Origin of the sequence: Winogradskyella sp. HaHa_3_26 (genome assembly GCF_019278425.1) — a bacterium.
Taxonomy (GTDB): domain Bacteria; phylum Bacteroidota; class Bacteroidia; order Flavobacteriales; family Flavobacteriaceae; genus Winogradskyella; species Winogradskyella undariae.
Map to the genome: position 1 here is coordinate 3,239,427 of NZ_CP058981.1, position 22,983 is coordinate 3,262,409.

General features: G+C 33.0%; 23 protein-coding genes and 1 tRNA gene. 15 read left to right on the top strand and 9 right to left on the bottom strand.

Annotated elements, in window-relative coordinates; all coding sequences use genetic code 11:
- Window position 1 precedes the first annotated feature (1 nt).
- From H0I32_RS13945 to H0I32_RS13965, 5 genes are all read left to right on the top strand, one after another.
- The gene (locus tag H0I32_RS13945; protein ID WP_179314396.1) at window positions 2-1,195 is read left to right on the top strand and encodes a PD-(D/E)XK nuclease family protein; all 1,194 of its coding nucleotides are present in this window, start codon (window positions 2-4) and stop codon (window positions 1,193-1,195) included.
- Window positions 1,196-1,277: 82 nt separating this feature from the next.
- Window positions 1,278-2,192 carry a phospholipase D family protein gene (locus tag H0I32_RS13950; RefSeq protein WP_179314395.1) on the top strand — a complete coding sequence of 305 codons (915 nt, stop codon included), beginning with the start codon at window positions 1,278-1,280 and terminating at the stop codon, window positions 2,190-2,192.
- A gap of 436 nt (window positions 2,193-2,628) precedes the next feature.
- The gene (locus tag H0I32_RS13955) at window positions 2,629-2,916 is read left to right on the top strand and encodes a GIY-YIG nuclease family protein (protein ID WP_179314394.1); all 288 of its coding nucleotides are present in this window, start codon (window positions 2,629-2,631) and stop codon (window positions 2,914-2,916) included.
- Between the two features lie 65 nt (window positions 2,917-2,981).
- The gene (locus tag H0I32_RS13960; RefSeq protein ID WP_179314393.1) at window positions 2,982-3,344 is read left to right on the top strand and encodes a hypothetical protein; all 363 of its coding nucleotides are present in this window, start codon (window positions 2,982-2,984) and stop codon (window positions 3,342-3,344) included.
- 423 nt (window positions 3,345-3,767) lie between these two features.
- Window positions 3,768-4,112 carry a hypothetical protein gene (locus H0I32_RS13965; RefSeq protein WP_179314392.1) on the top strand — a complete coding sequence of 115 codons (345 nt, stop codon included), beginning with the start codon at window positions 3,768-3,770 and terminating at the stop codon, window positions 4,110-4,112.
- Window positions 4,113-4,210: 98 nt separating this feature from the next.
- Here H0I32_RS13965 and H0I32_RS13970 read toward each other — a convergent pair whose 3' ends face one another.
- The 3 genes from H0I32_RS13970 to gntA form a co-directional block, all read right to left on the bottom strand.
- Window positions 4,211-4,372 (bottom strand): hypothetical protein, encoded by a 162-nt coding sequence (locus H0I32_RS13970; protein ID WP_173588457.1) that lies wholly within the window; start codon window positions 4,370-4,372, stop codon window positions 4,211-4,213.
- A gap of 73 nt (window positions 4,373-4,445) precedes the next feature.
- Window positions 4,446-5,057, bottom strand: coding sequence for a DUF1989 domain-containing protein (locus H0I32_RS13975; protein ID WP_179314391.1), 612 nt, complete (start codon window positions 5,055-5,057; stop codon window positions 4,446-4,448).
- Window position 5,058: 1 nt separating this feature from the next.
- Window positions 5,059-5,751: a guanitoxin biosynthesis heme-dependent pre-guanitoxin N-hydroxylase GntA gene (gene gntA / locus H0I32_RS13980; RefSeq protein ID WP_173588459.1), complete on the bottom strand. Its 693-nt coding sequence runs from the start codon at window positions 5,749-5,751 to the stop codon at window positions 5,059-5,061.
- 209 nt (window positions 5,752-5,960) lie between these two features.
- Between gntA and H0I32_RS13985 the strand changes: the two genes are divergently transcribed.
- The 6 genes from H0I32_RS13985 to H0I32_RS14010 all read left to right on the top strand — a co-directional run bounded on the left by H0I32_RS13985 (window position 5,961) and on the right by H0I32_RS14010 (window position 14,987).
- Window positions 5,961-6,473, top strand: coding sequence for a DUF421 domain-containing protein (locus tag H0I32_RS13985; RefSeq protein WP_179314390.1), 513 nt, complete (start codon window positions 5,961-5,963; stop codon window positions 6,471-6,473).
- A 315-nt stretch (window positions 6,474-6,788) separates the two neighbouring features.
- The gene (locus H0I32_RS13990) at window positions 6,789-8,309 is read left to right on the top strand and encodes an alkaline phosphatase PhoX (protein WP_179314389.1); all 1,521 of its coding nucleotides are present in this window, start codon (window positions 6,789-6,791) and stop codon (window positions 8,307-8,309) included.
- 12 nt (window positions 8,310-8,321) lie between these two features.
- A complete protein-coding gene (locus tag H0I32_RS13995; RefSeq protein WP_246293635.1) occupies window positions 8,322-10,130 on the top strand; it encodes a cytochrome-c peroxidase in 1,809 nt (602 codons plus the stop codon).
- A 164-nt stretch (window positions 10,131-10,294) separates the two neighbouring features.
- On the top strand, window positions 10,295-10,657 hold the full coding sequence (locus tag H0I32_RS14000) for a hypothetical protein (protein WP_173588462.1): 363 nt from the start codon (window positions 10,295-10,297) through the stop codon (window positions 10,655-10,657).
- Window positions 10,658-10,939: 282 nt separating this feature from the next.
- Window positions 10,940-12,577: a tetratricopeptide repeat protein gene (locus H0I32_RS14005; protein ID WP_218747079.1), complete on the top strand. Its 1,638-nt coding sequence runs from the start codon at window positions 10,940-10,942 to the stop codon at window positions 12,575-12,577.
- A gap of 106 nt (window positions 12,578-12,683) precedes the next feature.
- The gene (locus H0I32_RS14010) at window positions 12,684-14,987 is read left to right on the top strand and encodes a T9SS type A sorting domain-containing protein (RefSeq protein WP_179314387.1); all 2,304 of its coding nucleotides are present in this window, start codon (window positions 12,684-12,686) and stop codon (window positions 14,985-14,987) included.
- 505 nt (window positions 14,988-15,492) lie between these two features.
- Here H0I32_RS14010 and H0I32_RS14015 read toward each other — a convergent pair.
- Window positions 15,493-15,566, bottom strand: a tRNA-Met gene (locus tag H0I32_RS14015).
- A 178-nt stretch (window positions 15,567-15,744) separates the two neighbouring features.
- Here H0I32_RS14015 and H0I32_RS14020 point away from each other — a divergent pair.
- The gene (locus H0I32_RS14020) at window positions 15,745-16,137 is read left to right on the top strand and encodes an START-like domain-containing protein (RefSeq protein WP_173588465.1); all 393 of its coding nucleotides are present in this window, start codon (window positions 15,745-15,747) and stop codon (window positions 16,135-16,137) included.
- A 153-nt stretch (window positions 16,138-16,290) separates the two neighbouring features.
- Window positions 16,291-17,142: an aminotransferase class IV gene (locus H0I32_RS14025; protein WP_173588466.1), complete on the top strand. Its 852-nt coding sequence runs from the start codon at window positions 16,291-16,293 to the stop codon at window positions 17,140-17,142.
- 151 nt (window positions 17,143-17,293) lie between these two features.
- Here the strand turns inward: H0I32_RS14025 and H0I32_RS14030 are convergent, their stop codons facing one another.
- The 5 genes from H0I32_RS14030 to H0I32_RS14050 form a co-directional block, all read right to left on the bottom strand.
- On the bottom strand, window positions 17,294-17,848 hold the full coding sequence (locus tag H0I32_RS14030; RefSeq protein WP_173588467.1) for a YqgE/AlgH family protein: 555 nt from the start codon (window positions 17,846-17,848) through the stop codon (window positions 17,294-17,296).
- Between the two features lie 131 nt (window positions 17,849-17,979).
- On the bottom strand, window positions 17,980-18,252 hold the full coding sequence (locus tag H0I32_RS14035; RefSeq protein ID WP_173588468.1) for an HU family DNA-binding protein: 273 nt from the start codon (window positions 18,250-18,252) through the stop codon (window positions 17,980-17,982).
- 199 nt (window positions 18,253-18,451) lie between these two features.
- A complete protein-coding gene (gene fmt, locus H0I32_RS14040; RefSeq protein ID WP_179314386.1) occupies window positions 18,452-19,411 on the bottom strand; it encodes a methionyl-tRNA formyltransferase in 960 nt (319 codons plus the stop codon).
- Window positions 19,408-21,303, bottom strand: a complete 1,896-nt coding sequence (locus tag H0I32_RS14045) for an ATP-dependent DNA helicase RecQ (RefSeq protein WP_179314385.1) — start codon at window positions 21,301-21,303, stop codon at window positions 19,408-19,410. Before H0I32_RS14045 ends, fmt begins: the two co-directional genes overlap by 4 nt.
- The gene (locus tag H0I32_RS14050) at window positions 21,303-21,845 is read right to left on the bottom strand and encodes an AAA family ATPase (protein ID WP_173588471.1); all 543 of its coding nucleotides are present in this window, start codon (window positions 21,843-21,845) and stop codon (window positions 21,303-21,305) included. The genes H0I32_RS14045 and H0I32_RS14050 overlap by 1 nt, the downstream gene beginning before the upstream one ends.
- Window positions 21,846-21,924: 79 nt before the next feature.
- Between H0I32_RS14050 and H0I32_RS14055 the strand changes: the two genes are divergently transcribed.
- Together H0I32_RS14055 and H0I32_RS14060 are read left to right on the top strand one after the other, a co-directional pair.
- Window positions 21,925-22,218, top strand: coding sequence for a DUF493 family protein (locus H0I32_RS14055; protein WP_173588472.1), 294 nt, complete (start codon window positions 21,925-21,927; stop codon window positions 22,216-22,218).
- A gap of 97 nt (window positions 22,219-22,315) precedes the next feature.
- On the top strand, window positions 22,316-22,978 hold the full coding sequence (locus H0I32_RS14060) for a DUF4290 domain-containing protein (protein ID WP_173588473.1): 663 nt from the start codon (window positions 22,316-22,318) through the stop codon (window positions 22,976-22,978).
- The last annotated feature ends 5 nt before the right edge of the window (window positions 22,979-22,983 follow it).

A 22,983-nucleotide genomic window follows, 5' to 3' on the forward strand; every position in this document is an offset into this window, starting at 1 on the left:
TATGAATCAATCAAAATTAGAAACATTACTTAGTTCATCAAGACATGTTGTAGAAACCCATCGCAAAGCGACTAAAGAAAAAGGAGAAGACTTTAATATTTTTTCGGTTTTAGGGATGGAATCCGATGAAACTAAAACGCATTCTGGAATGCTAGTCGCATTATTAGACCCGAAAGGGAATCATTATTATGACACACAATTTTTGGAATTGTTTTTAAAGGAAATTGAATATGATTATGAGGGAGAGGATTTAAACCTCGTTAGAGTTAAGGCCGAGCATCATTTAGGTACCATTTCTAAAGATTATGAAAGTGGTGGTTTTATAGATATATTAATCACATTTCCTTTATCAGATAGGACTATAACTATAGAAAACAAAATATATGCAGGGGACCAACCTAAACAAATGTATAGGTACAGTTTGTTTAATAAAGGAAAGTCAACTTTATATTATTTAAATTTATTTGGACGTCAACCATCAAAAAAAAGTCTTAAGACATTGTCAAAAGATGATTACCAAATTATAACCTATTCTAATGAAATTTTAAACTGGTTAGAAGAATGTATAGAAGTCGTAAAACCGGGATCTATAATTGAAACCTCGCTAAAACAATATCAAATTTTATTAAAAAAATTAACGCATACTATGGACGATAATTTAGAAGCACAGTTTAACACCTTAATTATTAATAACCTTGAAGAAGCAAAGTACATTCATGCCCATTATCAAAAAGCAGTAAATAATATAAAAGAAAAGTTGAGGTTAGCTGTGTCTTCTAAATTAGAAACATTAAAACTGCCGCTAGATGTTAAATTAGGAAATGACAGTAGCCATAATTATTCTCAAATATGGTTGAATAATCCAGTAGCTTTAGATGATGATTTTAGTTTCGGAATAGAGTCATTCTCAGGACATGGAAATAATGAAGGGAGAATGTTTGTAGGTATTTTTGATAATAAAAATGAATATGATTGTTTAATTGAAGGGGATACACGTTTAAACTCGTATTGGCCAGTTATTAGAAATATTAAAACCCCATCAGGTAATCCATTAAATTTATCTAGTACTATAACCTTAGAAAAATTAAGTAGTGATAGTCTTTATTTTGAAGAAATGGTCAGTGCAGTTGTAAAGCAAACAGCAGCTTTTATAGAAAGCTACCAAGATTATTGCTTAAAGAAACAAGGCCTGTAAAAGGGATAAAATATTTTGTTTTATTAATTTTCAAGGAATTTTGTAATAAATATTTAAAACCAAATTAAAGTATTAACCTATTATGAGTACATTTTTAACCGCTGATCAACTTAATGATGCTATTGATGGTGTCATTGAAAACACCAAAAAGTTTATTATCGTTACGTCACCTTATATAAAGTTAGACGATCATTTTAAAAACCGCTTTAATCTAATCAAAAATAATCCATCTATCTATTTACAAATTTTATTTGGTAAAAATGAAGATAATTTTTACCGTAGCATGAAAAGTGAAGATTTAGACTATTTTAAATCTTTTCCTAATGTATCTATTATTTATGAGCCAAGACTCCATGCTAAAAGTTATGTTAACGAATCTGAGGGTATTATTACTTCTATGAATTTATACGATTATTCAGCTGTAAATAATGTAGAATATGGAGTAGCTTTTTCTAAAACAACCTTAACTGAAAAAATTTACCAAGAGCATGAAGCTCATCATTTTGAATTATTAGAGAAAAGTGCCCATTGTGTGTTTATAAAACGACCTGTCTTTAAAACGACGTTATTAGGTTTAAGTAAAAATTATTTAAGGTCAGAGGTGTTATTAGATATATTTGAGTCATTCGATCCAAGTGAAAAAGGATACAAACGTATCGTTTACCAAGATGTAGATGTTATTAGTTTAGAAGATAAAGAAGTTGTTCCTGTATTAAAGTCTAGATCTGAAGAGAGGTTACAAAAAACAGAAAAGCCATTTGTTAAAAATAAGAAGGAAACTAGGAAAGAAAAAGTAGAGTCTCAAGTTCCAGAGAAAGGATATTGTATAAGAACAGGAGAAGAGATTGCTTTTAACCCTAAAAGACCATTCTGTTATAAAGCGTATAAGTCTTGGGCAAAGTTTGAAAACTATGATTTCCCTGAGAAATACTGTCATAAAACAGGGGAAGCTTCTAATGGCAAAACATCTATGGCTCATCCGATATTAGAAGATTAAAATAGAAAATAATTATCTCAATGTTTGTGGCTAATAAAACTGAAAAGTAAAATGATTAATTATAGAGACTACGAAAAGCAAGTGTATAATTGGTTGATGCAAAAGCATGACGCTAATTCAAATCGTTATGGTAAAAGAGGATGTGGCGAGTTACTCGATTATGGTGTGATTAACGGTGAGCAGATTGCCACGTCCTGCGTCCTCGCAATGACATAAGCGTTAAACAGGTTGCTTTTGCTTCGTTCCTCGCAATGACTAGCTCGCGATGAGGTTAGGGTTTGCTTTGTTCTTGCTATGACGTAAGCATTCAACAGGTTGCTTTTGCTTCGTTCCTCGCAACAGGCTAAGCCTCGCAATGACTAGCTCGCGATGACGTGGGTTGCTTTACTGCGCTCGCAATGACATTATTATTATTATTATTATTATTATTATTATTATGAAACCAGGCTATGTTTACATACTGACCAATAAAAATAATACTACACTTTATGTGGGTGTCACTTCTGATTTGGTTAATCGCATACAGCAACACAAAGAAAAACGCTATCCTAGATCTTTTACTGCTCGTTACAATTTGAATAAATTGGTGTATTACGAAGTTTATCAAACGATAGGCGATGCAATAGGTAGAGAGAAGCAACTTAAAGCAGGAAACAGGGCTCGGAAAATAGCATTGATAGAATCAGAAAATCCGGAATGGACGGATTTGTTTGATGCTTTGTAGTTGAGATTGCCATGTCCTGCGTCCTTGTAATGACAGGCTAGTAAATAGAGACGTAAAATAAGAAAATGACTATAAACCAACTACCAGGAGTCTACAATATTATTGGAAGCAACCAAGATTCAGAAGGAGTAACTTATAAAGGAACTCTATACTTAACCCTAGATGAGAACAACAGAATTAAAGCAAAATGGTTGATTAATAATAGTCAGGAGCAGTTGGGCACTGGGTTTTTTAAGGATAATATCTTGGTCATTAACTTTAATTACAAAGGTGATGATGCGATAATTTATAAAGGTGTTGTTGTTTATAAATGTATTACTAAGGACTTGTTAGATGGTTTTTGGTCTGAGAAGCATGGGGATCCGTTGTATCTTGGTGAGGAACGTTGTTATAGGGTGGGTGAGGAACAGCTTGAGATGGTGAATTGAGATTGCTTCGTTTTCAATGACGTAAGGGGGATTGGTGGTAGTGATTATGAGTTTGCTTCGTCCTTTGTCCTCGCAATGACGTGGGTTAACAGATTGCTTTGTGCTTTGAGATGACGTAAGCATTCAACAGGTTGCTTTTGCTTCGTTCCTCGCAACAGGCTAAGCCTCGCAATGACTAGCTCGCAATGACGTGGGTTCGGTGCGATTTGTTAGCAGCTGATTATTATTATTTATAAGGTTATTACAAGTTAATTATAGGAAAGCTTATGATAAAAGGAACATTTAATAAATGTAGCGGTATCATTATAAAAATATGAAGGTCATAAGCTGTTATTATGCGTTTAAGTTAATAATATAATGGATGAAGTTATCTTATGTAAGTTGTTTGAAATACATTGTAAGTGAATATAAAATTTGAGAATTATGGATAATGAATTTGCAAAACATGAAAAGGATTATATGAAAATCTATGAGGAAAAAGGCTATACAGCGGGCTTTCATTTTAAAGAAGGTAAGTTATTAGGAAATGATTCTTCTAACGTATATGAACCCGCAGATCTTACTATAGTTGCTGAACACCGGTATGAAGGTATGAGTGATCCTTCGGATATGTCAATTTTATATATTATTGAAACCAATAAAGGAGAAAAAGGGACCATGTTGTTAGGATTTGGACCAAATTCCGATTTAGAATTATCTGAATTTTTTAATAGCATCCCAGAATCTCAAATATCTGATAAAGCCAATATTAATTTAGATGAAAATTGATAAGCACTAGGAACTTTTAATCAGAAAAAAATCCAATAGCTTAGTTATTGGATTTTTTTATTGTACTTAAACTATTTTAAGTAGTGGGTTATAATAGTTTAATCTTCTTTTAATTTGTTGGCGCGTTCTCGACGTGTTTCATTTTGCTTCCCGTATTGGTTGTAATGCTCTTCTTTTAATGCCCCTTTTTCATCTGTTGCATTTTGATGTAAACGCTTCTCGTGTTCTGTTTCTTGATGGTCTTTTTTATCTTTCTTCATGGTTTAATGTATTTAAATTAGTAATCGATTGTTTTTATAAATAATTGTTATCTAAATTAATATTCTATAACTGCTATGGCGTTGTGTGTTTTGATGCCGTTTCAATGTAATAATGAATTGGTTTAAATGAGCCACCATTGCTATCTTCGGCAGAGCAAGCTGTAAGACCAACCAATAGATCCATCTCTGCTTTAAATTGGATGTAATCACCAGCTTTAGATGTAGGAGGTAGAACTGATAGCTTACCATTGGTATTAAACTGTACATTCATAAAAATATTAAAGGCCGTTGGTATGCTGTCTCGATCAATACCAAACGGTTTTAAATGATGCTCTAAATTACCAAGACAACTAGGATGTTCACCTTTGTAATTGTACATAATTTTAAAAGTTTCAGGGCTGCATGGAGCCAATAGAAAATCGTTACGTCCATTGGTGTCTTCTAAGATATGCATCATTTTGTGCGACCTATTAGACCAGAGAACGTTTCCTTTGGTGAGCAATAAATTTTCTTCAAAGTCTAAGGATTTTCCAGAGGATAATTTCTCATTATAATCGTCAGCATTAAATAGAACCATATCACTCACTTGTTTGCCCATAGGATCTATTACTGTAAGGATGTCATTCTTGTTGAGTTTGAAAGCTGCACCCGATTGTTTATCGATAACATTAATTAATGGTTTCATACTATTTTAGTGTTTTTTCTTTAGTAGTTTTATGAAAAGGACATTTCCAAGTACTGTCTACAGCTCTGCCACTGTACTGTTTCGTTTCCGATTCTTTTCCAAAATCTTTAAGTACAGGGTTGATATGTCCTTGTAATTTTTTATCTCGTTTTCTTATCCGCTTTTTGACCTTTTTATAGGTCCCCATGGCTCGTAATTGCTCAAATTGAGAATGTAGATTAAAAACAATGGTAGGGTAGGGACTTTGGCGTGCCTTGCGAGAACTTTGCGGATGAAGTCCGACAATATAAAAAGCACTCCCTTTTAAACTAAAACTAAAATTAGGATCTTGAGGGTTATCACTTACGGAAGTGTCCCATTCGCAATCGTCTAAAGCATGCAATTGTTGAAGGGTATGCCACAACGCTTTTTCGAAATCTAATTCAGAATCATAATGATCAAACGGAAAGACCGCTAAAAACGATTCAAATAAAGGAGACTCAAAATCATATTGGTCAATAAAAGACTCTAAATCGTTTAATAGCAATTTTAAACCATCAATCTGTTGAGAAGAACGGTATACATTGAGATGGTACTTGTCTGTCATAAATAAGGTCTTAGCCATAACACAAGGATGTTTTTGTGTTAGTATAAAATCCTTATAATCTTCATCTATAGCAAGGTATAAAGGATGGTTTTTTGGAATTGTATTCATAACAAAATCTTATTAATTATACTGTATACTCAAATTTAAGAGGGATAAAAACAAAGGATTTACTCTATTAATATTATAATTAGCTCATTTCAAGATGTGTTGATAAGAGGAGCGTTGAACAAATCATTTGAGCTATTTTGTATGGTAATTGGATTAATAAAGTTATCAGAGTAGTCTTAATTTTACCTTCTAACTCAACTTTATATATTATGACGCTACAAGACATTCTTTGGTTAATACTCTCGGTATTAGGAATATTTACAATTATAATTGTGATTACTCGCGTTTTTGGACTTAGAACATTTGCAAAAATGTCTAGCTTTGATTTTGCATCTACCATTGCCGTGGGTTCCGTGTTGGCCTCCATTATTCTTAATACAGATTATTCACTTTTAAAAGGTGGGATTGTTTTAGCGACTATCATCGCATTTCAAACATTATTCTCTTTTTTAGTGCGTAAGAATAAATTTATGAAGCAATTATTTACCAATAAACCACAGATTATAATGTGGAATGGGAAAATTTTATACAAGCAGTTAAAAAGCTGTAATGTGGGAGAAAGTGATTTAATAGCTAAATTAAGAGAAGCTAATGTGCACGATTTTAACGAGGTTAAAGCTGTTGTTTTTGAAAGTACAGGTGATGTATCTGTAATTCATAACGATGAAAATAGGGCTGTTGAGTCTAGAATGTTATCTGATGTAAATACAGAAAGTTTGTAATGTAACTTTATTAGTCTTAATAATTTTATTTAGAGAAATGAAACGGATAGCAACTTCATTTCTCTTTTTTTTGTACCCAATTTTTAGGTTAATAGGATTTTAATAAACTCTAGAAGTACTATAACTTTTAGTCTATGTTCTTAATTTTAAGATAACATTAGGGTTTAAAATTTTAAATATTAGTAATAGTAAAGTAATACCGTTAACGCTTAGTTAGCGGTAAGTTAATCAAACGGTTTTTATTAATTAACATGTTTTTAAGAGTCTGAAGGTAGATTTGTGGACACAGTATAACCACTAAAAAAACCTTAAATTATGAACAAAATTATTAAATTATTTTTATTAGCATTTGTTATCACAGCATCAGGCGCGCTTGTTGTAAGTTGTGAAGTTGAAGACGGAAAAGATGGCATTGATGGTGTTGACGGAACTGATGGATCTGACGGTACTGACGGAGAAGATGGTAGCGATGCTTCTGTTTATTTAACGGCATCTAAGACGCCTAGTTTTTTAAAGGTTACGGATCAGTTTATCAACCTAAGAATTTCTACACTTTTAACTTCAGAAGATATTATTCCAAACACTCCTAATTTTATTTATGGGTCTATGGCCGATGGAGCAGGACTAATTAATAATGGTGATAATACCTTTACTTTAATTAATAATATTGAAGCTGATTATTCTATCGCTAGAATTTTATTAAATGAAAACTTAAGACCATATAATGGGGAGTATATATTAAACGCTACAGCAACGGCAGAAACAGCAATGTGTTCAGGAACTTTAGTAACTCCAGAAGAACATGGATTTGGACCATTATACCTTTCAGGAGGAGAATGGGGTGGAGCTTCAAAAGGAGTATTTGCAGTAGATCCTACTAAAAGTGCTGAGGATGCTAGTGTAGGAGAAACATTAGCTGCGTTAGGCCAGTGGTCTACAGAGAACGCTGTTCCAATCGGAAAAGATGCTTATGCAGATAAAACAGTTGTTTTTATTGGCGATGATCATGCAGATAACTCAGTACCTTCTGGTCAATTAGGAATGTATGTTGGTAATCGTGGAGATTTATATGGTGGTCAATTATACGGATTAAAAGTAACTGCTGCAGGTATCGATTTTGAAATGGATATGGTACAAGGAACATCATATAGTGCTGAATTTGTTTCTTTAGATGAAACAGAAATTAATGCTTTAGATGCGGAAGCAAAAACGAAAGGTGTTATGGGATTCTCTAGATTAGAAGATATTGATTGGAGAAGAGGTTCTGCTGCAAATCAAAGAGAAATATATTTTTGTGTTACAGGGCGTATCTCAGCTAGTTTAACAGGAAAAGGATCTGCTTTAGGTCGTGTGTATAAAGTAACATTAAATGAAACAGATCCAACAGGTCCTGCAACAATTACTTGTGTTTTAGATGGTGATATTGTTGGTGGTGTAGCTGATGGATTCCATTCTCCAGATAATATTTTAGTGACTGAAAACTATGCTTACATTCAAGAAGATCCTAATGGATATTTAGATACTTCAATTAATGGTTATGCTAAGCTTTACCAGTACAACTTAAATACAGGAGAATTAAAAACAGTTTTAGAAGCAGACCAAGCAAGAGCTGAAGATTTAGGATATGGTTCCACTTCAAGTACTTGGGAAATTACAGGTATGATTGATGTTACTGATGTGGTAAATAATGGAGAAAACACATTTTTAGTAATGACACAAAATCATGGCTGGAATCCTGCTGACGGAACGTCTTTTACAGATCCATTGGCAAATCCTAACTTATCTAATGCTAAAGAAGGTTCAATGCTTTACGTTATTAAAGGTTTAGATAGATAATAAAATATAAGCATGAATAATAAAATATTTATGAAAGCTAAGACATATACATTTTGTATATGTCTTTTGCTTTTCATTACGGTGTCGTGCAAAAAGCATACGGAACCCGTAAATATAGATTCAACAGATAAAAAAATAGCTTCGTTTTATAATTCTGAATTAGAACGTTGTATTAATTTTTTAGATTCCATCTTTATATCTAAAAATGCAGAGGAGCGTATTGCTTATTATAAGCAAGCACGTAAGCATTTTAAAGCAATGGAGCCTGTATTGGCTGCTATAGATAAAAATAATTTTAAATCTTTAAATGCTCCAAATATCTTGCAGGTACAAGAAGAGGATTTGACGGATGTAAAAATTAGGAATCCATTTGGTTTTCAGGTAATTGAAGAGTTGTTGCACGAAGAGGAAGGGGATGATGCAGCATTACATAATGCGTTAACAATTACGTCTGATCGGTTGAAGTTGTTACAACGTAATACCCATATTAAATTAAAAGATTATCATCTTATTTGGTTGCTTAGAGATCAAATTATGAGAACTGCAGCTACTGGTATCACAGGATTTGATTCGCCTGTTTTAGGACAAGCATTAACCGAAAGTCAATATACCACTCAGACACTTATAGCGTTGATAGATATCTGTAAAGCTAAGTTTAGTTCTAAAGAAATTTATGAAGACTTGAGAGCTTCTTTTAAAGAAGGGATTGTAGCTCTGGATTCGGATTTTGATACTTTTGATCGTTTTAATTTTATAAAAAATCATACAGATACGCAATTAAAATTATTAGTAAAAACTCAGGAAGATTGGGAAGTGAATTTTCCATTTGAAATGGCGATTTCTAATACTGCTTCTTCCTTTTTTGGAGCTAATACGGTGAATGTTCTCTATTTTTCAGACTATAAGAGCGATACGCTTCACTTAAAACAGAAGGAGATCTTTGGAAAGGCACTTTTTAATGACCAAGTACTATCAAGAAGTAACAATATGGCTTGTGCAAGTTGCCATATTAAAGAAAAGGCTTTTACCGATGGTAGAAAGACCTTTGATGACCGACAAGTAAGAAATTCACCAACGCTTACCTACAGTGCGTATCAACAATCTTTTTTTATGGATGGTCGAGCTGCGAGTTTAGAAGGGCAAGTAGTAGGTGTCGCTGAAAATCATGATGAATTTAATTTACCGATGGATTCTATAGTTCGTCGTGTATTAAAAAATCCAGCATACAAAGCGGCTATAGATAGTTTGTATGGCAACAAGCGTATTGATTTTAATATACGACATGCTATTGCGAGTTATGTGCGTAGTTTAAATGGTTTTAATTCTAAATTTGATAAGAATATAGAAGGCATCGAGTCCTCTTTAACAGCAGAAGAAAAGCAAGGATTTAATCTGTTTATGGGGAAGGCTGCTTGTGCCACTTGTCATTTTCCACCATTATTTAATGGTACTGTACCACCTCATTATAATGATACTGAGGTAGAATTGATTGGCGTACCGGGAACAAATGATACGATTAATGCTGTTATTAGTGATGATTTAGGACGTTATAATGTGTTTAAAACCAATCAGAGAAAACATTTTTTTAAAACCCCTACCGTTAGAAATAGTAATGTAACAGGCCCTTATATGCATAATGGTGTTTATAATACTTTGGAAGAAGTGGTTGATTTTTATAATCGTGGTGGAGGAAAAGGAATAGGGATACATGAAGAATTTCAAACCTTACCTTTTGATGAATTAAATCTTACTAAGGCAGAACAAGAGAACTTAGTGGCATTTATGAAAACCTTAACCGATGCTGATTTTATAGAAAAATAAGTTGTAATTATTACGCTTGACTTGGAATGCGTTATCGCTTCATATCACTTTACATAAGTGATATGAAGCGATTTGTTTTTAGGATTGTTGAGGTTTTGGGGGTGGTAGAATTTTATAGATTAATTATTTTTGGCTAGTGTTAAGGAATATAGATTAAAAATCATATGACCATAAACGAATTACCAGGCACTTATACTATTATTGGAAGCAACCAAGATGAAGACGGTATCGCTTACAAAGGGCTATTAGAATTAGCCTTAAATCAAAACAATAGGATAGAGGCGACATGGTTGATTAATGATAGCCGAGAGCAATTAGGTACTGGGTTTTTTAAGGACAATATCTTGATTATTAATTTTAATTACAAAGGAGATGATGCTCGTACTTATAAAGGAGTTGTGGTATACAAGTGTATCACTAAAGACCTATTAGATGGCTTTTGGTCTGAGAAGCATGGCAATCCATTGTATCTTGGTGAGGAAGGTTGCTATAGGGTAGGGACTGAACAGCTTGAGTTGGTTAATTGAGATTTTGTTTTTTTTCTGCTACGTGTAGCCGCTTAGTAAACTTATGAAGTTAGCGGCGTTAACGCGTAAGTTAGGAACCCTAATTAGATTTACAAAAGAGATTCACAACTACACTGCAATTGGTGTATAGATGTACGACTATTATAACTTACATTACGTGTATAACGTTATGTCGCCCTATTGAAAAAGGAACTGAGGGTACAGTCGCGTTTTTCCTTGAACTAAAAAAAAACTATATTTAACGTTTTGGCTATAAGCTAAGGATTCACAGGTAAACAAAGTATGAAGCGTATTTTAGGGGGCATCGTTATTCTTTTAAGTATGATTCTAAGTGCACAACAAACCGAACGCTTAGACAGCTTGTTAATTGCGGGCATTACCGCTCGAAGCAATAAGGATTACGCGACCTCTTTAGAGCTATTAACAGAAGTACGTACCGTTGCCGAAGACAACCATTGGTACAAGCAGCAGTTTTTAGCTTTAAATAATATTGGAGCCAATTACTATTCCATGTTAGATTACGGAGAAGCGCTAGACTATTATTTAGAAGCCTACACCATTGCCTTAAAACACCTCGATGAGAATGAGGAAATGACGGTATTGAACAATATCGCTATTCTGTACAGTAAAGAAGGAGAGCCAGAGAAAGCTGAAGCCTATTTTTATAAGGCGTATCTTATGGCAAAAGAACACGACGATACAATTAAAACAGGACTTTACGCTGTTAATTTAGGGCTCTCAGCAAATGAGCTCAATAAGCCAGATGAAGCCTTAGTGTATTTAGAAGAGGCGAAAGAACATCTTAAAGGTCATGCGAATTTAATACTTATGGTCGATATTGCATTGGCTGAAAACTATTATAAGCGTGGAGATTTAGAGACAGCCGAAACCATAGCCAAAACAGTATTGCCGAGTTTAAGTGCTATAGAATTTACAGAAGAAAAAATTTCTACACTTACCGTATTATCTAATGTGTATCAGGAAAAGGGAGAGCTTTCTACCTCCATTATCTATGCTGAAGAGGCGCTTGAAGTAGCGACAAATCTAGATCTTAAAATCTCAATGTATGAACAGTTGGCTAAATTGTACAAAGCCCATGGCTTAATGGATGCAGCGCTAGTTGCTAAAGATTCTATCATAGCGCTGAATGACACCTTGTCCACCATTAAGAACGGCCGCTTTTTTGAAGCCAATAAAGTAAAATTTGAAATTGCCAATTACCGCCGAGAATTACAGCAAAGCAGTGCCGAGCAACGTGAAGAACGTGCACGACTTTATACCTTGTTGGGCTTTTGTGCTTTGGTTATTATGTTAATATCTTGGGCCTTACGGAATAGTTTTATAAAGAACAAACAACGCAAAATACTACATGACAGAAGTCAAGAAATTATAGCCTTAGAACTCGAAAAAGAAAAGAGTGATAATTTGGTGTTAGAAAAGCAATTGCATGCTAAAGAAGCCTTTTTATTGTTAGAACAAGAAAAGCTTAAAAACGAAATTGAAACGCAAAACCAAAAGTTGGCAGCCAAAGCCTTACAGATTTCCAGTAGAAATGAATTGTTAAAGGATGTGATTAATTCGTTGTCTAGCCAAACCGAAATTTCCAAGAATGTTTTTCTAACACGCAAAATAAAAGAGCTAAAAAGTTTACTAAAAAATGATAATGAATGGGAAAGCTTCTTAAAACATTTTGAAGAAGTCAACCAAAATTTTATTTCAGAACTTAAACGACGCCACCCAGAATTAACAGCAAATGACATTCGTTACATCAGTTATTTGTATATGGATCTTACAAATAAAGAGATTTCGTCGCTCTTTAACATCACCGCTGTCGCCTCTAGAAAGCGCAAAGAACGTATAAGTCAGAAAATGGGACTCTCAGAGAGTTTGGATTTATATCATTATTTGTCAGGTGTTTAGGTGTTAATGTCACACTTTTTATTTTTACTGTCGCACTAATTGTTTGAAAAATTTAGTAATTGTAATTAGTATTGGAGAATATTGAAGTTCACTAAAACAATTCATTATGACTAAAACAATTACACGATTTTTATTGGTACTCGTCTTTGCAGTGCAGTGCACTTTTGCTCAAGTTGAAATTACAGGGTCTACAGACTACGGTAGAATATTCGACCTTACGTATGATGCTCATATACCCAATAAGATTTACGGCATTACTTTAGGGAATCATATTGTAGTTTCGGAAGATAACGGTGCCACTTGGTCTCTTTTTTATACCTTGGATTTAGTGGATAACGCACTCGTAAGTCAATTAAAGTTGTCTGCAGATGGCTCGGCTTTAACCTTTTTACTCTATGCGCCAAACACAACAGAAAATACTGTTTTGGTTTATGACTTAGCTTTAGATGAGGTTGTTAGAACTATTCCGGTACCTAATCAAGACGAATTCGCACATGTATCCTCTTACGATTTTTATGATGGCAATATGGATGTGCTTATTATGGATACTAATTTTCCTGTAGGATGGGATAGGGAATCTAAAGTGTTTTATACTGCTGACGGTGGAGTAACATGGGATATGATTTATTATACCAACGATTATGATACGGTTTTTTTAAGTAAGGTCGCCATAAGTCCTTCAGATCCTGACACTGTATTTTTAGTTAGAGCAAATGGTAGTACCGAAATTGATGGAGGTTTATATGTATCTTCAGATGCTGGTACAACGTATACAGAAACCTTGTCAGGTAATGTTTTAAGTACTTTAGCTTTTGATCCTTCAGATGATCAAACGATCTATGTCGGTACAGGTATTAGTTTTGGAGCGACACCAGAAAATTTATTTAAATCTACGGATGGAGGCGCAACGTTTAGTGTAGTGCCAATTGCTTGGACAACAGGTATATTAGGAGATATTATAGCTATTAAATTTAACGAGAATAATCCGTTGCAAATCATTGTTTTAGAAGAAAATGAAATCGTGATTTCTGAAGACGGAGGTGTTACCTTTGTCAACTATGTTTATCCATATGATAACACCGATAGTTATTATTACGGTTTAAATGTCAGCTATAACCCACATAACTCCGATGAGATTGTAATCAGTTCTAACTATATTCCATTGTTCTCCAACGATGGCGGTGAGACGCTCAGTGCTATTGCTAATCCTTACTTTGTAAGTACAGGTACTAATGCTATTTTTTCAGATGTTAATACGTCTAGTTTATACTACGGAGTACAACAAGGTTGGGTACATAGAGACCTAACCACAGGAGTAGATACACCTTACAATTTGATGCCTTTAAATTCATATTCTACAGGTGGTACAACCTATTTTATTGATAACTATGTCGCTAATCGCATCTATAGTTTTACGTCAAGTTTTATAGGAAGTAGTTTTAATATAAGTACAGATAATGGGGTAACCAGTACGCAATTACTAAGTGTATTTACCAATAGAGTGTCGGCTTTAGCAACCTATCCTTCTAATACCGATGCGATAATTGTGGCTTTTGCAGGTTATGATCCAGGTGAAACCCAATTAAAAAAGATTGATTTTAGCGATATAAATGCCGTTGCAGTTACAGATATTGTTATGCCTTCGGTAGATTTTATTAACAGTATTGTAATCGATGCTAGTGGGACTATCACTTTACCTATAGGAACTGTGGTTTACCGTTCTACAGATGATGGTAGTACTTGGGAAGCCTCAACTACAGGTTTAGAGGTATTTGATGCTTATGATGTGATTTTCGATCTAGAAGAGGATCCGTTAACACCAGGAACATTTGCTATTGCGTCATCAAAAGGTATCTTTATGTCTGAGGACTCTGGGGTGACCTGGACTCAAAAATCAACCGAACTAGTTAATAAAATAGCCTTTTCAACAGAAACAGTAGGAGCTATGGTTGCTACTAAGTATACTAGCGACTTCACAGTGTTTGAATTGTTTTCTTCTACAGATTATGGGGAGACTTGGGATGTAATTTACAATGAACAATTGTTAAGTATCAGGTCGTCTTCTGCATCGTACAGGTTCGAAGATGCTGCTGTTACAGTATATGTTGGTACGTTTGATATAGGACTTATGGAATATAGTATAGATCTAGAGGTGCTAGGAACACCTGACTTTACAGAAGATGATAATAAGATGGCCATTTACCCTAATCCGACGTCAGGAGTGCTTCACATTCAATTAAAAGATGCTTTTGTTGCTCAAGCTACTGTATATAACTTGTCTGGCTCAAGGGTGATGGACTTTAAAGGAGCAGCAACACTTGATATTTCTAAATTAGCAGCCGGAATTTATGTGTTACGTGTACAAGATTCTAACAATATCGTTGCTTTTAAACGTTTTGCTAAGCATTAATTACTAATTATCCCCTTATTACTAATTGTGCTGCGAGAAAGCCCTCATTATTAATTTATGAGGGTTTTTGATATATATGCGCGTAAGTATTTATTAATATCTTTCTTTCACATTTAGTTTTAATTGGATGTAGATATAAAAGTATCTCCGTAGTAATGTTTTACTTTTTTATAAGTCCATAATGCTGGCGTATTGTTATGGACTTTTTTTATGCTTTTGCGCTTTTGTTTTACTCGTTTAGCTTCTCTGAATCTTCGCAAGGTGAGCTGTACAATAGTAGAAGTCTACAATGCTAGGGCATTGTTATGGACTTTTTTTATGCTTTTGCGCTTTTGTTTTACTCGTTTAGCTTCTCTGAATCTTCGCAAGGTGAGCTGTACAATAGTAGAAGTCCATAATGTTAGGGCATTGCTTTGGGCTTTTTTTATGCTTTTGCGCTTTGAAGCGCGCTTCAGCGCAATGCATAAAAAAAGTCCAGTACTTTCGTACTAGACTTTAACTGTTGTAGCGAGAACGAGATTTGAACTCGTGACCTCTGGGTTATGAATCCAACGCTCTAACCAACTGAGCTACCTCGCCATAAATAACAATTAAATAAGATAAATTAAGTAAAAAAAACATCTTTATAATTGCGGGTGCAAAGATATAAAGATTTCTGAATACAGCAAGCAATAAAAACTAAAAAAATAAAATTAATTTAAAAAGTTTAAAACTCAAGTTTAATTGTATATATTGAGCACATAATACAAGTACTAATATGGACGACAAAGAAAAATTTGAAATGGAGTTTGTGATTCAAGCATCACCAACTCTAATTTATCAGTATATCTCAACACCTTCTGGCTTATCAGAATGGTTTGCTGATAATGTAAATTCTAGAGGAGAGCTCTACACTTTTATATGGGATGGCTCTGAAGAACAGGCAAAAATGTTAAGTAAAAAGAGTGGTGAACGCATTAAATTCCGTTGGTTACATGATGATGAAGACGGAGCAACATGTTATTTTGAAATCCGAATTCAAGTAGATGAAATCACTAAAGATGTGTCTTTAATGATTACAGACTTTGCAGAAGAAGATGAAGTTGAAGAAGGTAAAATGCTTTGGTCTAATCAAATCTCTAGTTTAAAACAAGTTTTAGGTTCAGCATAAGAACTAAATAACTATTCTATTATATATTTGTCTCGATTTAGTTTTAAAACTAAATCGAGATTTTTTATTTAATACTGTAATTCTAGTAAGAATACTATAATTATTAATTTTTTAAGGATTGTCTCTTCAGCGGGACTTTAGAAGTGTTTTTTTATGATAAATTTTAATGGAACTCTGCTTTCTCAATCAGAAGCTAAAATCACAATTGCAAATAGAGGATACAAATATGGCGATGCTCTTTTTGAAACTCTAAAAGTTGTGAATGGTAAAATCTTTTTTTGGGAAGATCATTATTTTAGACTGATGTCTTCTATGCGTATTCTGAGAATGAATATTCCTATGAGTTTTACAATGGAATTTTTAGAGTCAGAAGTTCTGAAGACTTTAGAAGCTAATCATTTATTAGAATCTGCAGCACGTGTTCGTATAAACGTGGATAGAGGTGAAGGTGGTAAGTATTTGCCTTTAGAGAGTACTCAAGTTCAGTTTAATATTAGTGTAGAAAAGCATGATGATCCATTTTATTCTATAGATCCTGAAGCAACTTGTGTTGTTGATTTATATAAGGATTATTTTATTGCTCCAGGATTATTATCAGGATTAAAGTCTAATAACAAGGCTATTCAAGTTATTGGTAGTATTTATGCTAAAGAAAATGATCTTGATAACTGTTTAGTTTTAAATACTAATAAAAGTATTATTGAAGCTTTAAACGGGAATTTATTTTTAGTAAAAGGAGATAAGATTAAAACACCACCATTAGAAGAAGGCGGACTTAAAGGCGTAATGAGAAAGCAAATTTTAGAACTTTTAGCTAAAGATCTAAATCTAATTATAGAAGAAACATCAATCAGTCCTTTTGAACTTCAAAAAGCGGACGAATTATTTATTACTAATGTGATAAAAGGAATTATACCTATTACTAAATATCGTAAAAAAACTTATGGTAGTGATTTTTCTCAGAAACTCGTAGTAAAATTAAATGCAAAGTTAAGGCTGTTATAAGTAATTACTGATTTACGATCAAATGAAAATTAGCTAAATAACCATCTAAAAGTCTGTTTTAAATAAATCAGCAATATGTTTTTATTTACTTAGCCTATTAGGTTTAAAAATCTATTTGTGTATCGTTTCTTAATTTGGGTCAAACTGTAAGTTAATTATAACTCGGGTTTTCTGGTGCATTAGACCAAATACTATAATCTCCACCAAGCTCTATCATTTTTTCACGCCAAAAGGTATTGCATGATTTTGAAATAATTTCCTTGTTATAGATGTTTTCTGAAACTAACCAAGCATTAGATTTTAATTCATTATCTAATTGTTGTTCATCCCAACCCGAATATCCTAAAAAGAAACGAATATCTTCTGTAGAAATTTCATCGCGATTAATAAGGTTTAATACAGTATTAAAATCTCCACCCCAAAAGATACCATGAGATATTTCTACACTGTTAGGTATAAGCTCTGGTGATTTATGGATGAAGTAAAGGTTGTCTTGTTCTACAGGTCCTCCATTATATACTGGAAAGTCAGATTCGGTGCCTTCAATGAGGTCTTTAAGATTATATTCTAAAGGTTTGTTTAAAATAAAGCCAACAGATCCTAAAGCATTATGGTCTGCTAAAAGTATCACGGCGCGATTAAATGAAATATCACCGATAATAGAAGGTTCGGCAATTAGTAAATCGCCTTTTTCGGGTTTGTTCATCTTAGTTTTTCTAAAGTTAGTTCACTAAATCTATGTTTTTTTTGTTAAAAATGCAACTAATAGCCTGTTTAAATTAAAGCAAAAAAAAACCTGCTCATTGAGCAGGTTCTATATTTAAAACAAAAATTGTCTTAGTTTACAGCGTTACTTAAGTCAGAACCTGCCTTAAATTTCACTATATTTTTAGCTTTAATTTTTATAGTTTCTCCTGTTTGAGGATTTCTTCCGTCTCTTGCAGCTCTTTTAGATACTGACCAAGAACCAAACCCTACTAAAGAAACTCTGTTTCCTTTTTGTAAAGATCCTTCGATATCAATTAATAATGAATCTAATGCTTTTTTAGCAGCTGCTTTTGTAATGCCAGCATTTTCTGCCATTCCATTGATTAAATCTGTTTTGTTCATAAATATTAAGTTTAAATTGTTTAAATTTTAGATTCACAAAGTGATAGTACTTTAAAAACCTTACACAAAATTATTAGGATTATTAAGCTATACAAGTAATAACAAGGGAAATACAGCTTATTGTTAATAACTTCTGTTATTTGTTAATAAAGGGTATGTGTTTTATCGGATTTATTGTCAAACCAATGATAATAAGGGTTTACAAGAGTTTTGATGTGTTTGAAAATTCAAATCCATTTAATAATGATTTAACATCCATTTTACGTTTTCCTGGTAGTTGAATTTCTAAAATCTTAATATAACCTCCTTTGCAAGCCACTTTTAATTCGTCTTTAGAAGCGAATAAAAGTCCTGATTCAAAATCATGCTCTTCTTCAACTTTTTCAACCCCATATATCTTTACAGATAAAGGCTTTTCTTCATTATTATCTAAGTAACACCAAGCAGCCGGAAATGGATTTAAGCCTCTTATTTTATTGTATATCGTATCAATAGATAGAGACCAATCAATTTTACAATTATCTCTATTTAATTTATAGGCTGTTTTTAAATCTTCGGTTTGTGGTTGTATAGTAGTTGTTATAGTATTATTTTCAACTTGTTCTACCGTTTTAACCACTAAGGCGCTTCCTATAGTCATTAAGGTGTCGTGTAATTCACCAACGGTAGTGCTGGTTCCTATTTCTGTGATTTCACTTTTAATAACAGCTCCTGTGTCAATTTTTTCATCTATAAAAAATGTTGTAACTCCTGTTTTTGTTTCGCCATTAATAATTGCCCAATGTATTGGTGCAGCTCCTCTGTATTGAGGAAGTAAAGATGCATGAAGATTAAATGTGCCATATTCTGGCATTTGCCAAACAACTTTTGGTAACATTCTAAAGGCTACTATAATTTGTAAATTAGCTTCTAATGCTTTTAATTCTTCTAAAAAAGATTCAGCTTTTAGGTTTGTAGGTTGTAATATGTTTAAATTTTGTGCTAATGCAAATTCTTTTACTGCAGAAGCTCTTAATTTTTGTCCTCGTCCTGCTGGGCGATCTGGTGCTGTAATAACTCCAACCACATTATAATTATGGTCAATTAATGCTTTTAATGTGGCAACTGCAAAATCGGGCGTACCCATAAATACAATTCGTAAATCACGTTTATCTGTCATGCTAGTATATAAGTGTTAGCGTGTGTTAATTTTATTTTTTTTAATGCTATAAGTTCTGACAGACTTTGTAAAAGATCTTGTTCAGAACATTTAATTTGATGTAATAATTCTCTAGAGCTTAAAGGTTCTTTTTCTAAGGATTTTATAATTTTAATTGCAATACTGTCATCAGAACCTCTATGTCTTTTTGAAGCTTTTGAAGTACAAACGGAACAAATTCCACAAGCCTTATTAGACTTTTCTCCAAAATAGAGTAGGAGTTGTTGACTTCTACAAACCGAATCATTCTTAATATAATTTATAACCGATTCAATTTGTTGATGCTTTAAAGTATGTTGATGATTTATTGTTTTTGCAATAGGATTGATGGTAATATCGTCTTCCCGTGGTTTCAAAAATGTAACTTCAGAGTCTGTATCGGCCATTTGAAGGCTAATAACGTCATCTTTTTCTAAGCGTTGTAACTGAGCAATGACTTGCTTTTCAGGAAGTTTAGCTTTATTGATTACTAAGCTGAGGTTCACTTTTGTATCATAATCAAAAATACCACCATAGGTTCTTAATAATACTTTAACCAAAATATTTAAATCGAGATGCGTTTCTAAATATTTAAATAGAACAGCATTAGTTGTTATAAACCGAATTTTAGTTCTAAAATTATAGTGCTGTGTTAAAGTAATAATGGCATTACGATCTAACAATAATAAAGTATTGTAAGTCATTGTTGTATTTAGCTTGTAATGACTACAAAAAGATCTAAAATCGAATTGATGAATGGTGTTTTCTCCTTCACCATAAGAGATCTGAAAATAATTACATAATCTATTGTAAACTGTTTTTACGAATTTTACAGAAGGTAAAGTACTTAAAAACTGACTACGTAAATGTTCTTCGTCAATATGTTGTTTTAGTATAAAAGCATGTGCTAATTCTCCATCTCGTCCTGCACGTCCTGCTTCTTGATAATAACTTTCTAAACTTTCGGGTAAGTTAAAATGAATAACGGTTTTTACGTTGGCTTTGTCAATCCCCATTCCAAAAGCAGTAGTCGCAACCATAATCTGTTTTTGACCATGACTCCACTCATACAAGCGTTCTTGCTTTTCTTTATTGGTAATTCCACCATGATAAAATGTAGATGAAAATCCTTTAGAATTTAAGTAATTATGAATATTAGTAGTTGCTCTTCGATTTCGGACATAAATAATAGATGATCCCGAATAGGTTTTTAACAAATAATCGAGTTGAAATAATTTATCGTCCGTATGCATTACATTGTAAGCAATGTTTGGTCTAGCAAAAGAGGCTTTAAAGATATTAGGATTTATAAAATCGAGATTAGCAACAATATCATCAACCACATTATACTTTGCAGTTGCCGTTAAAGCAATACAGTTAACGTGCGGGTGCATTTGTCGTAATACAGTAATGTTTTGGTAAGCGGGCCTAAAATCATTTCCCCATTGGCTAATACAGTGCGCTTCATCTACAGCAATTAAATTGACTTTCATTTGCTGAATTCGATCTTGAACAAGAGATTGTTGTAAACGCTCAGGTGAAAGATATAGAAACTTATAGTTGCCGTAAATACAGTTGTCTAATTGCGTGTCTAAATCTTTGTAAGACATACCAGAAGTTAAAGCAATGGCTTTTATTCCTTTTGCTTTTAAGGTATTAACTTGGTCTCGCATTAAAGCAATTAAAGGAGAAACAACAATACAAATACCATCTTGTATTAAAGCAGGAATTTGAAAACAAACAGATTTACCTCCACCTGTTGGCAATAAAGCAAAGGTGTCTTCTCGGTTTAAAACCGAATTAATTATTTCTTCTTGATACGGTCTAAATGAAGTATGATTCCAATACCGTTCTAAAACTTCTAAAGGATGCATTACTGCAAATTTAAGGACTTTAGAATAAAATCTACTCTAGTTTCTACAGTTCCAAAAGGCACATCAATTAAATTGTAACCAAAACGCTCATATGTTTTTATTAAGTGATGATGAATTTCTATTGCTTCTTCAAAACTTTCATAGCGTTCGCTATCACTTGTAAATATTTCTTGCCAAGGCGATAAAATAAAGATAGAATCGTATTTATGACTGTCACAAGTTTCTACAAAATGGTCCGGATATGTGTCACCAATATAATCCATGTAAGCAATAACATCGGGTAAGCCTCGGTCTAAAAACACAATAGATTCTGTTTCTTTAGCAGCATCTTTATATTGTTTAGTTCTACCTTCTAACAGTTTTTGACTAAATAGAAGTGGTTCTGTTAAAAAAAGCTGCTCAATACCGTCTTTTCTAGCGTCTAAAATTACTTGTCTAGATATTTCATCATAGCATGTTAAGTCACGATTTTTTAATTCGTCAATAATGGTGGTTTTCCCGGTTCCAGGTCCACCAGCGATAATTATTTTTTTTGGATTCAAATTGGCAATATTTTTGATAATAAAAATAAAATATAAAAATGTAAAGTTAAGCGTATCTTTACAACTGAAAAATTTCAATATGGATAATTCTAAAAAAACAGATGAGTTTTACGAAAAACTAAAATCTCAACTTTATGATACGGCTACTTGGCCATCGACATATTTATACAAATTCATTGTACTTACTAAAAGTCCAGGTGTTAATCATATAGATAGCTTATTTGACAACTTAGGTGCTGTAATTACCACTACAGAATCTAAGAACGGTAAATACACCAGTGTTTCTATAAATGTAAAAATGAAAACTCCTGAAGCTGTTATTACTAAATATAAAGAAGTGACAGAAAATGTAGAAGGCGTAATTTCCTTATAATATTTCTTTTAAGCTTATTATTTTTTTGTACTTTGCAACCAAACCTAGAAGACTACGGGTTTAAATTTATACACTACACTTTTTACATTTTATAATTTTGATTGACGATTTAGAATACAACACAGAGCGCGAGCATTTAATTATTCCAGAGTATGGACGTCATCTACAAAAGATGATTAATCATGCTAAATCTCGCGAAACGAAAGAAGAACGTAATAAATTGGCGAAAGCGATAATTTCTGTCATGGGAAATATACAGCCACATTTAAGGGATGTTCCAGATTTTCAACATAAATTATGGGATCAATTGTTTATCATGGCTGACTTTGAAATTGATGTTGATGCACCTTATGGTGAACCTTCAAAAGAAGTTATTTTAGCTAAGCCAGAACCTTTAAAGTATCCTCAAAATTATCCAAAATATCGTTTCTACGGAAATAATATAAAAACGATGATTGATGTTGCTGTAAGTTGGGAAGATGGTGAGTTAAAGGAAGCTTTAATGTTTACGATTGCAAATCATATGAAAAAATGTTTCTTAAATTGGAATAAAGATACAGTTGAAGATGCTGTTATTTATAACCATTTATATGAGCTTTCTGAAGGTAAAATAAACTTAAAAGAGAGTGAAGAAGATTTAAGCGATTCTACAAGTTTAATGCGTACCAAATCTAAATATGGTAGCAAAAGCAACACTAACAAAAAGACCAATAGTACTACAAGTAAGAAAAAATATACTAATAACAGAAAACGTTACTAATAACG

What these genes read in the sequence shown, in the direction of transcription:
- H0I32_RS13945 (WP_179314396.1), top strand. Translation starts at nt 2, where the DNA reads ATGAATCAATCAAAATTAGAAACATTACTTAGTTCATCAAGACATGTT.
- H0I32_RS13950 (WP_179314395.1), top strand. Translation starts at nt 1,278, where the DNA reads ATGAGTACATTTTTAACCGCTGATCAACTTAATGATGCTATTGATGGT.
- H0I32_RS13955 (WP_179314394.1), top strand. Translation starts at nt 2,629, where the DNA reads ATGAAACCAGGCTATGTTTACATACTGACCAATAAAAATAATACTACA.
- H0I32_RS13960 (WP_179314393.1), top strand. Translation starts at nt 2,982, where the DNA reads ATGACTATAAACCAACTACCAGGAGTCTACAATATTATTGGAAGCAAC.
- H0I32_RS13965 (WP_179314392.1), top strand. Translation starts at nt 3,768, where the DNA reads ATGGATAATGAATTTGCAAAACATGAAAAGGATTATATGAAAATCTAT.
- H0I32_RS13970 (WP_173588457.1), bottom strand. Translation starts at nt 4,372, where the DNA reads ATGAAGAAAGATAAAAAAGACCATCAAGAAACAGAACACGAGAAGCGT.
- H0I32_RS13975 (WP_179314391.1), bottom strand. Translation starts at nt 5,057, where the DNA reads ATGAAACCATTAATTAATGTTATCGATAAACAATCGGGTGCAGCTTTC.
- gntA (WP_173588459.1), bottom strand. Translation starts at nt 5,751, where the DNA reads ATGAATACAATTCCAAAAAACCATCCTTTATACCTTGCTATAGATGAA.
- H0I32_RS13985 (WP_179314390.1), top strand. Translation starts at nt 5,961, where the DNA reads ATGACGCTACAAGACATTCTTTGGTTAATACTCTCGGTATTAGGAATA.
- H0I32_RS13990 (WP_179314389.1), top strand. Translation starts at nt 6,789, where the DNA reads ATGAACAAAATTATTAAATTATTTTTATTAGCATTTGTTATCACAGCA.
- H0I32_RS13995 (WP_246293635.1), top strand. Translation starts at nt 8,322, where the DNA reads ATGAATAATAAAATATTTATGAAAGCTAAGACATATACATTTTGTATA.
- H0I32_RS14000 (WP_173588462.1), top strand. Translation starts at nt 10,295, where the DNA reads ATGACCATAAACGAATTACCAGGCACTTATACTATTATTGGAAGCAAC.
- H0I32_RS14005 (WP_218747079.1), top strand. Translation starts at nt 10,940, where the DNA reads ATGAAGCGTATTTTAGGGGGCATCGTTATTCTTTTAAGTATGATTCTA.
- H0I32_RS14010 (WP_179314387.1), top strand. Translation starts at nt 12,684, where the DNA reads ATGACTAAAACAATTACACGATTTTTATTGGTACTCGTCTTTGCAGTG.
- H0I32_RS14020 (WP_173588465.1), top strand. Translation starts at nt 15,745, where the DNA reads ATGGACGACAAAGAAAAATTTGAAATGGAGTTTGTGATTCAAGCATCA.
- H0I32_RS14025 (WP_173588466.1), top strand. Translation starts at nt 16,291, where the DNA reads ATGATAAATTTTAATGGAACTCTGCTTTCTCAATCAGAAGCTAAAATC.
- H0I32_RS14030 (WP_173588467.1), bottom strand. Translation starts at nt 17,848, where the DNA reads ATGAACAAACCCGAAAAAGGCGATTTACTAATTGCCGAACCTTCTATT.
- H0I32_RS14035 (WP_173588468.1), bottom strand. Translation starts at nt 18,252, where the DNA reads ATGAACAAAACAGATTTAATCAATGGAATGGCAGAAAATGCTGGCATT.
- fmt (WP_179314386.1), bottom strand. Translation starts at nt 19,411, where the DNA reads ATGACAGATAAACGTGATTTACGAATTGTATTTATGGGTACGCCCGAT.
- H0I32_RS14045 (WP_179314385.1), bottom strand. Translation starts at nt 21,303, where the DNA reads ATGCATCCTTTAGAAGTTTTAGAACGGTATTGGAATCATACTTCATTT.
- H0I32_RS14055 (WP_173588472.1), top strand. Translation starts at nt 21,925, where the DNA reads ATGGATAATTCTAAAAAAACAGATGAGTTTTACGAAAAACTAAAATCT.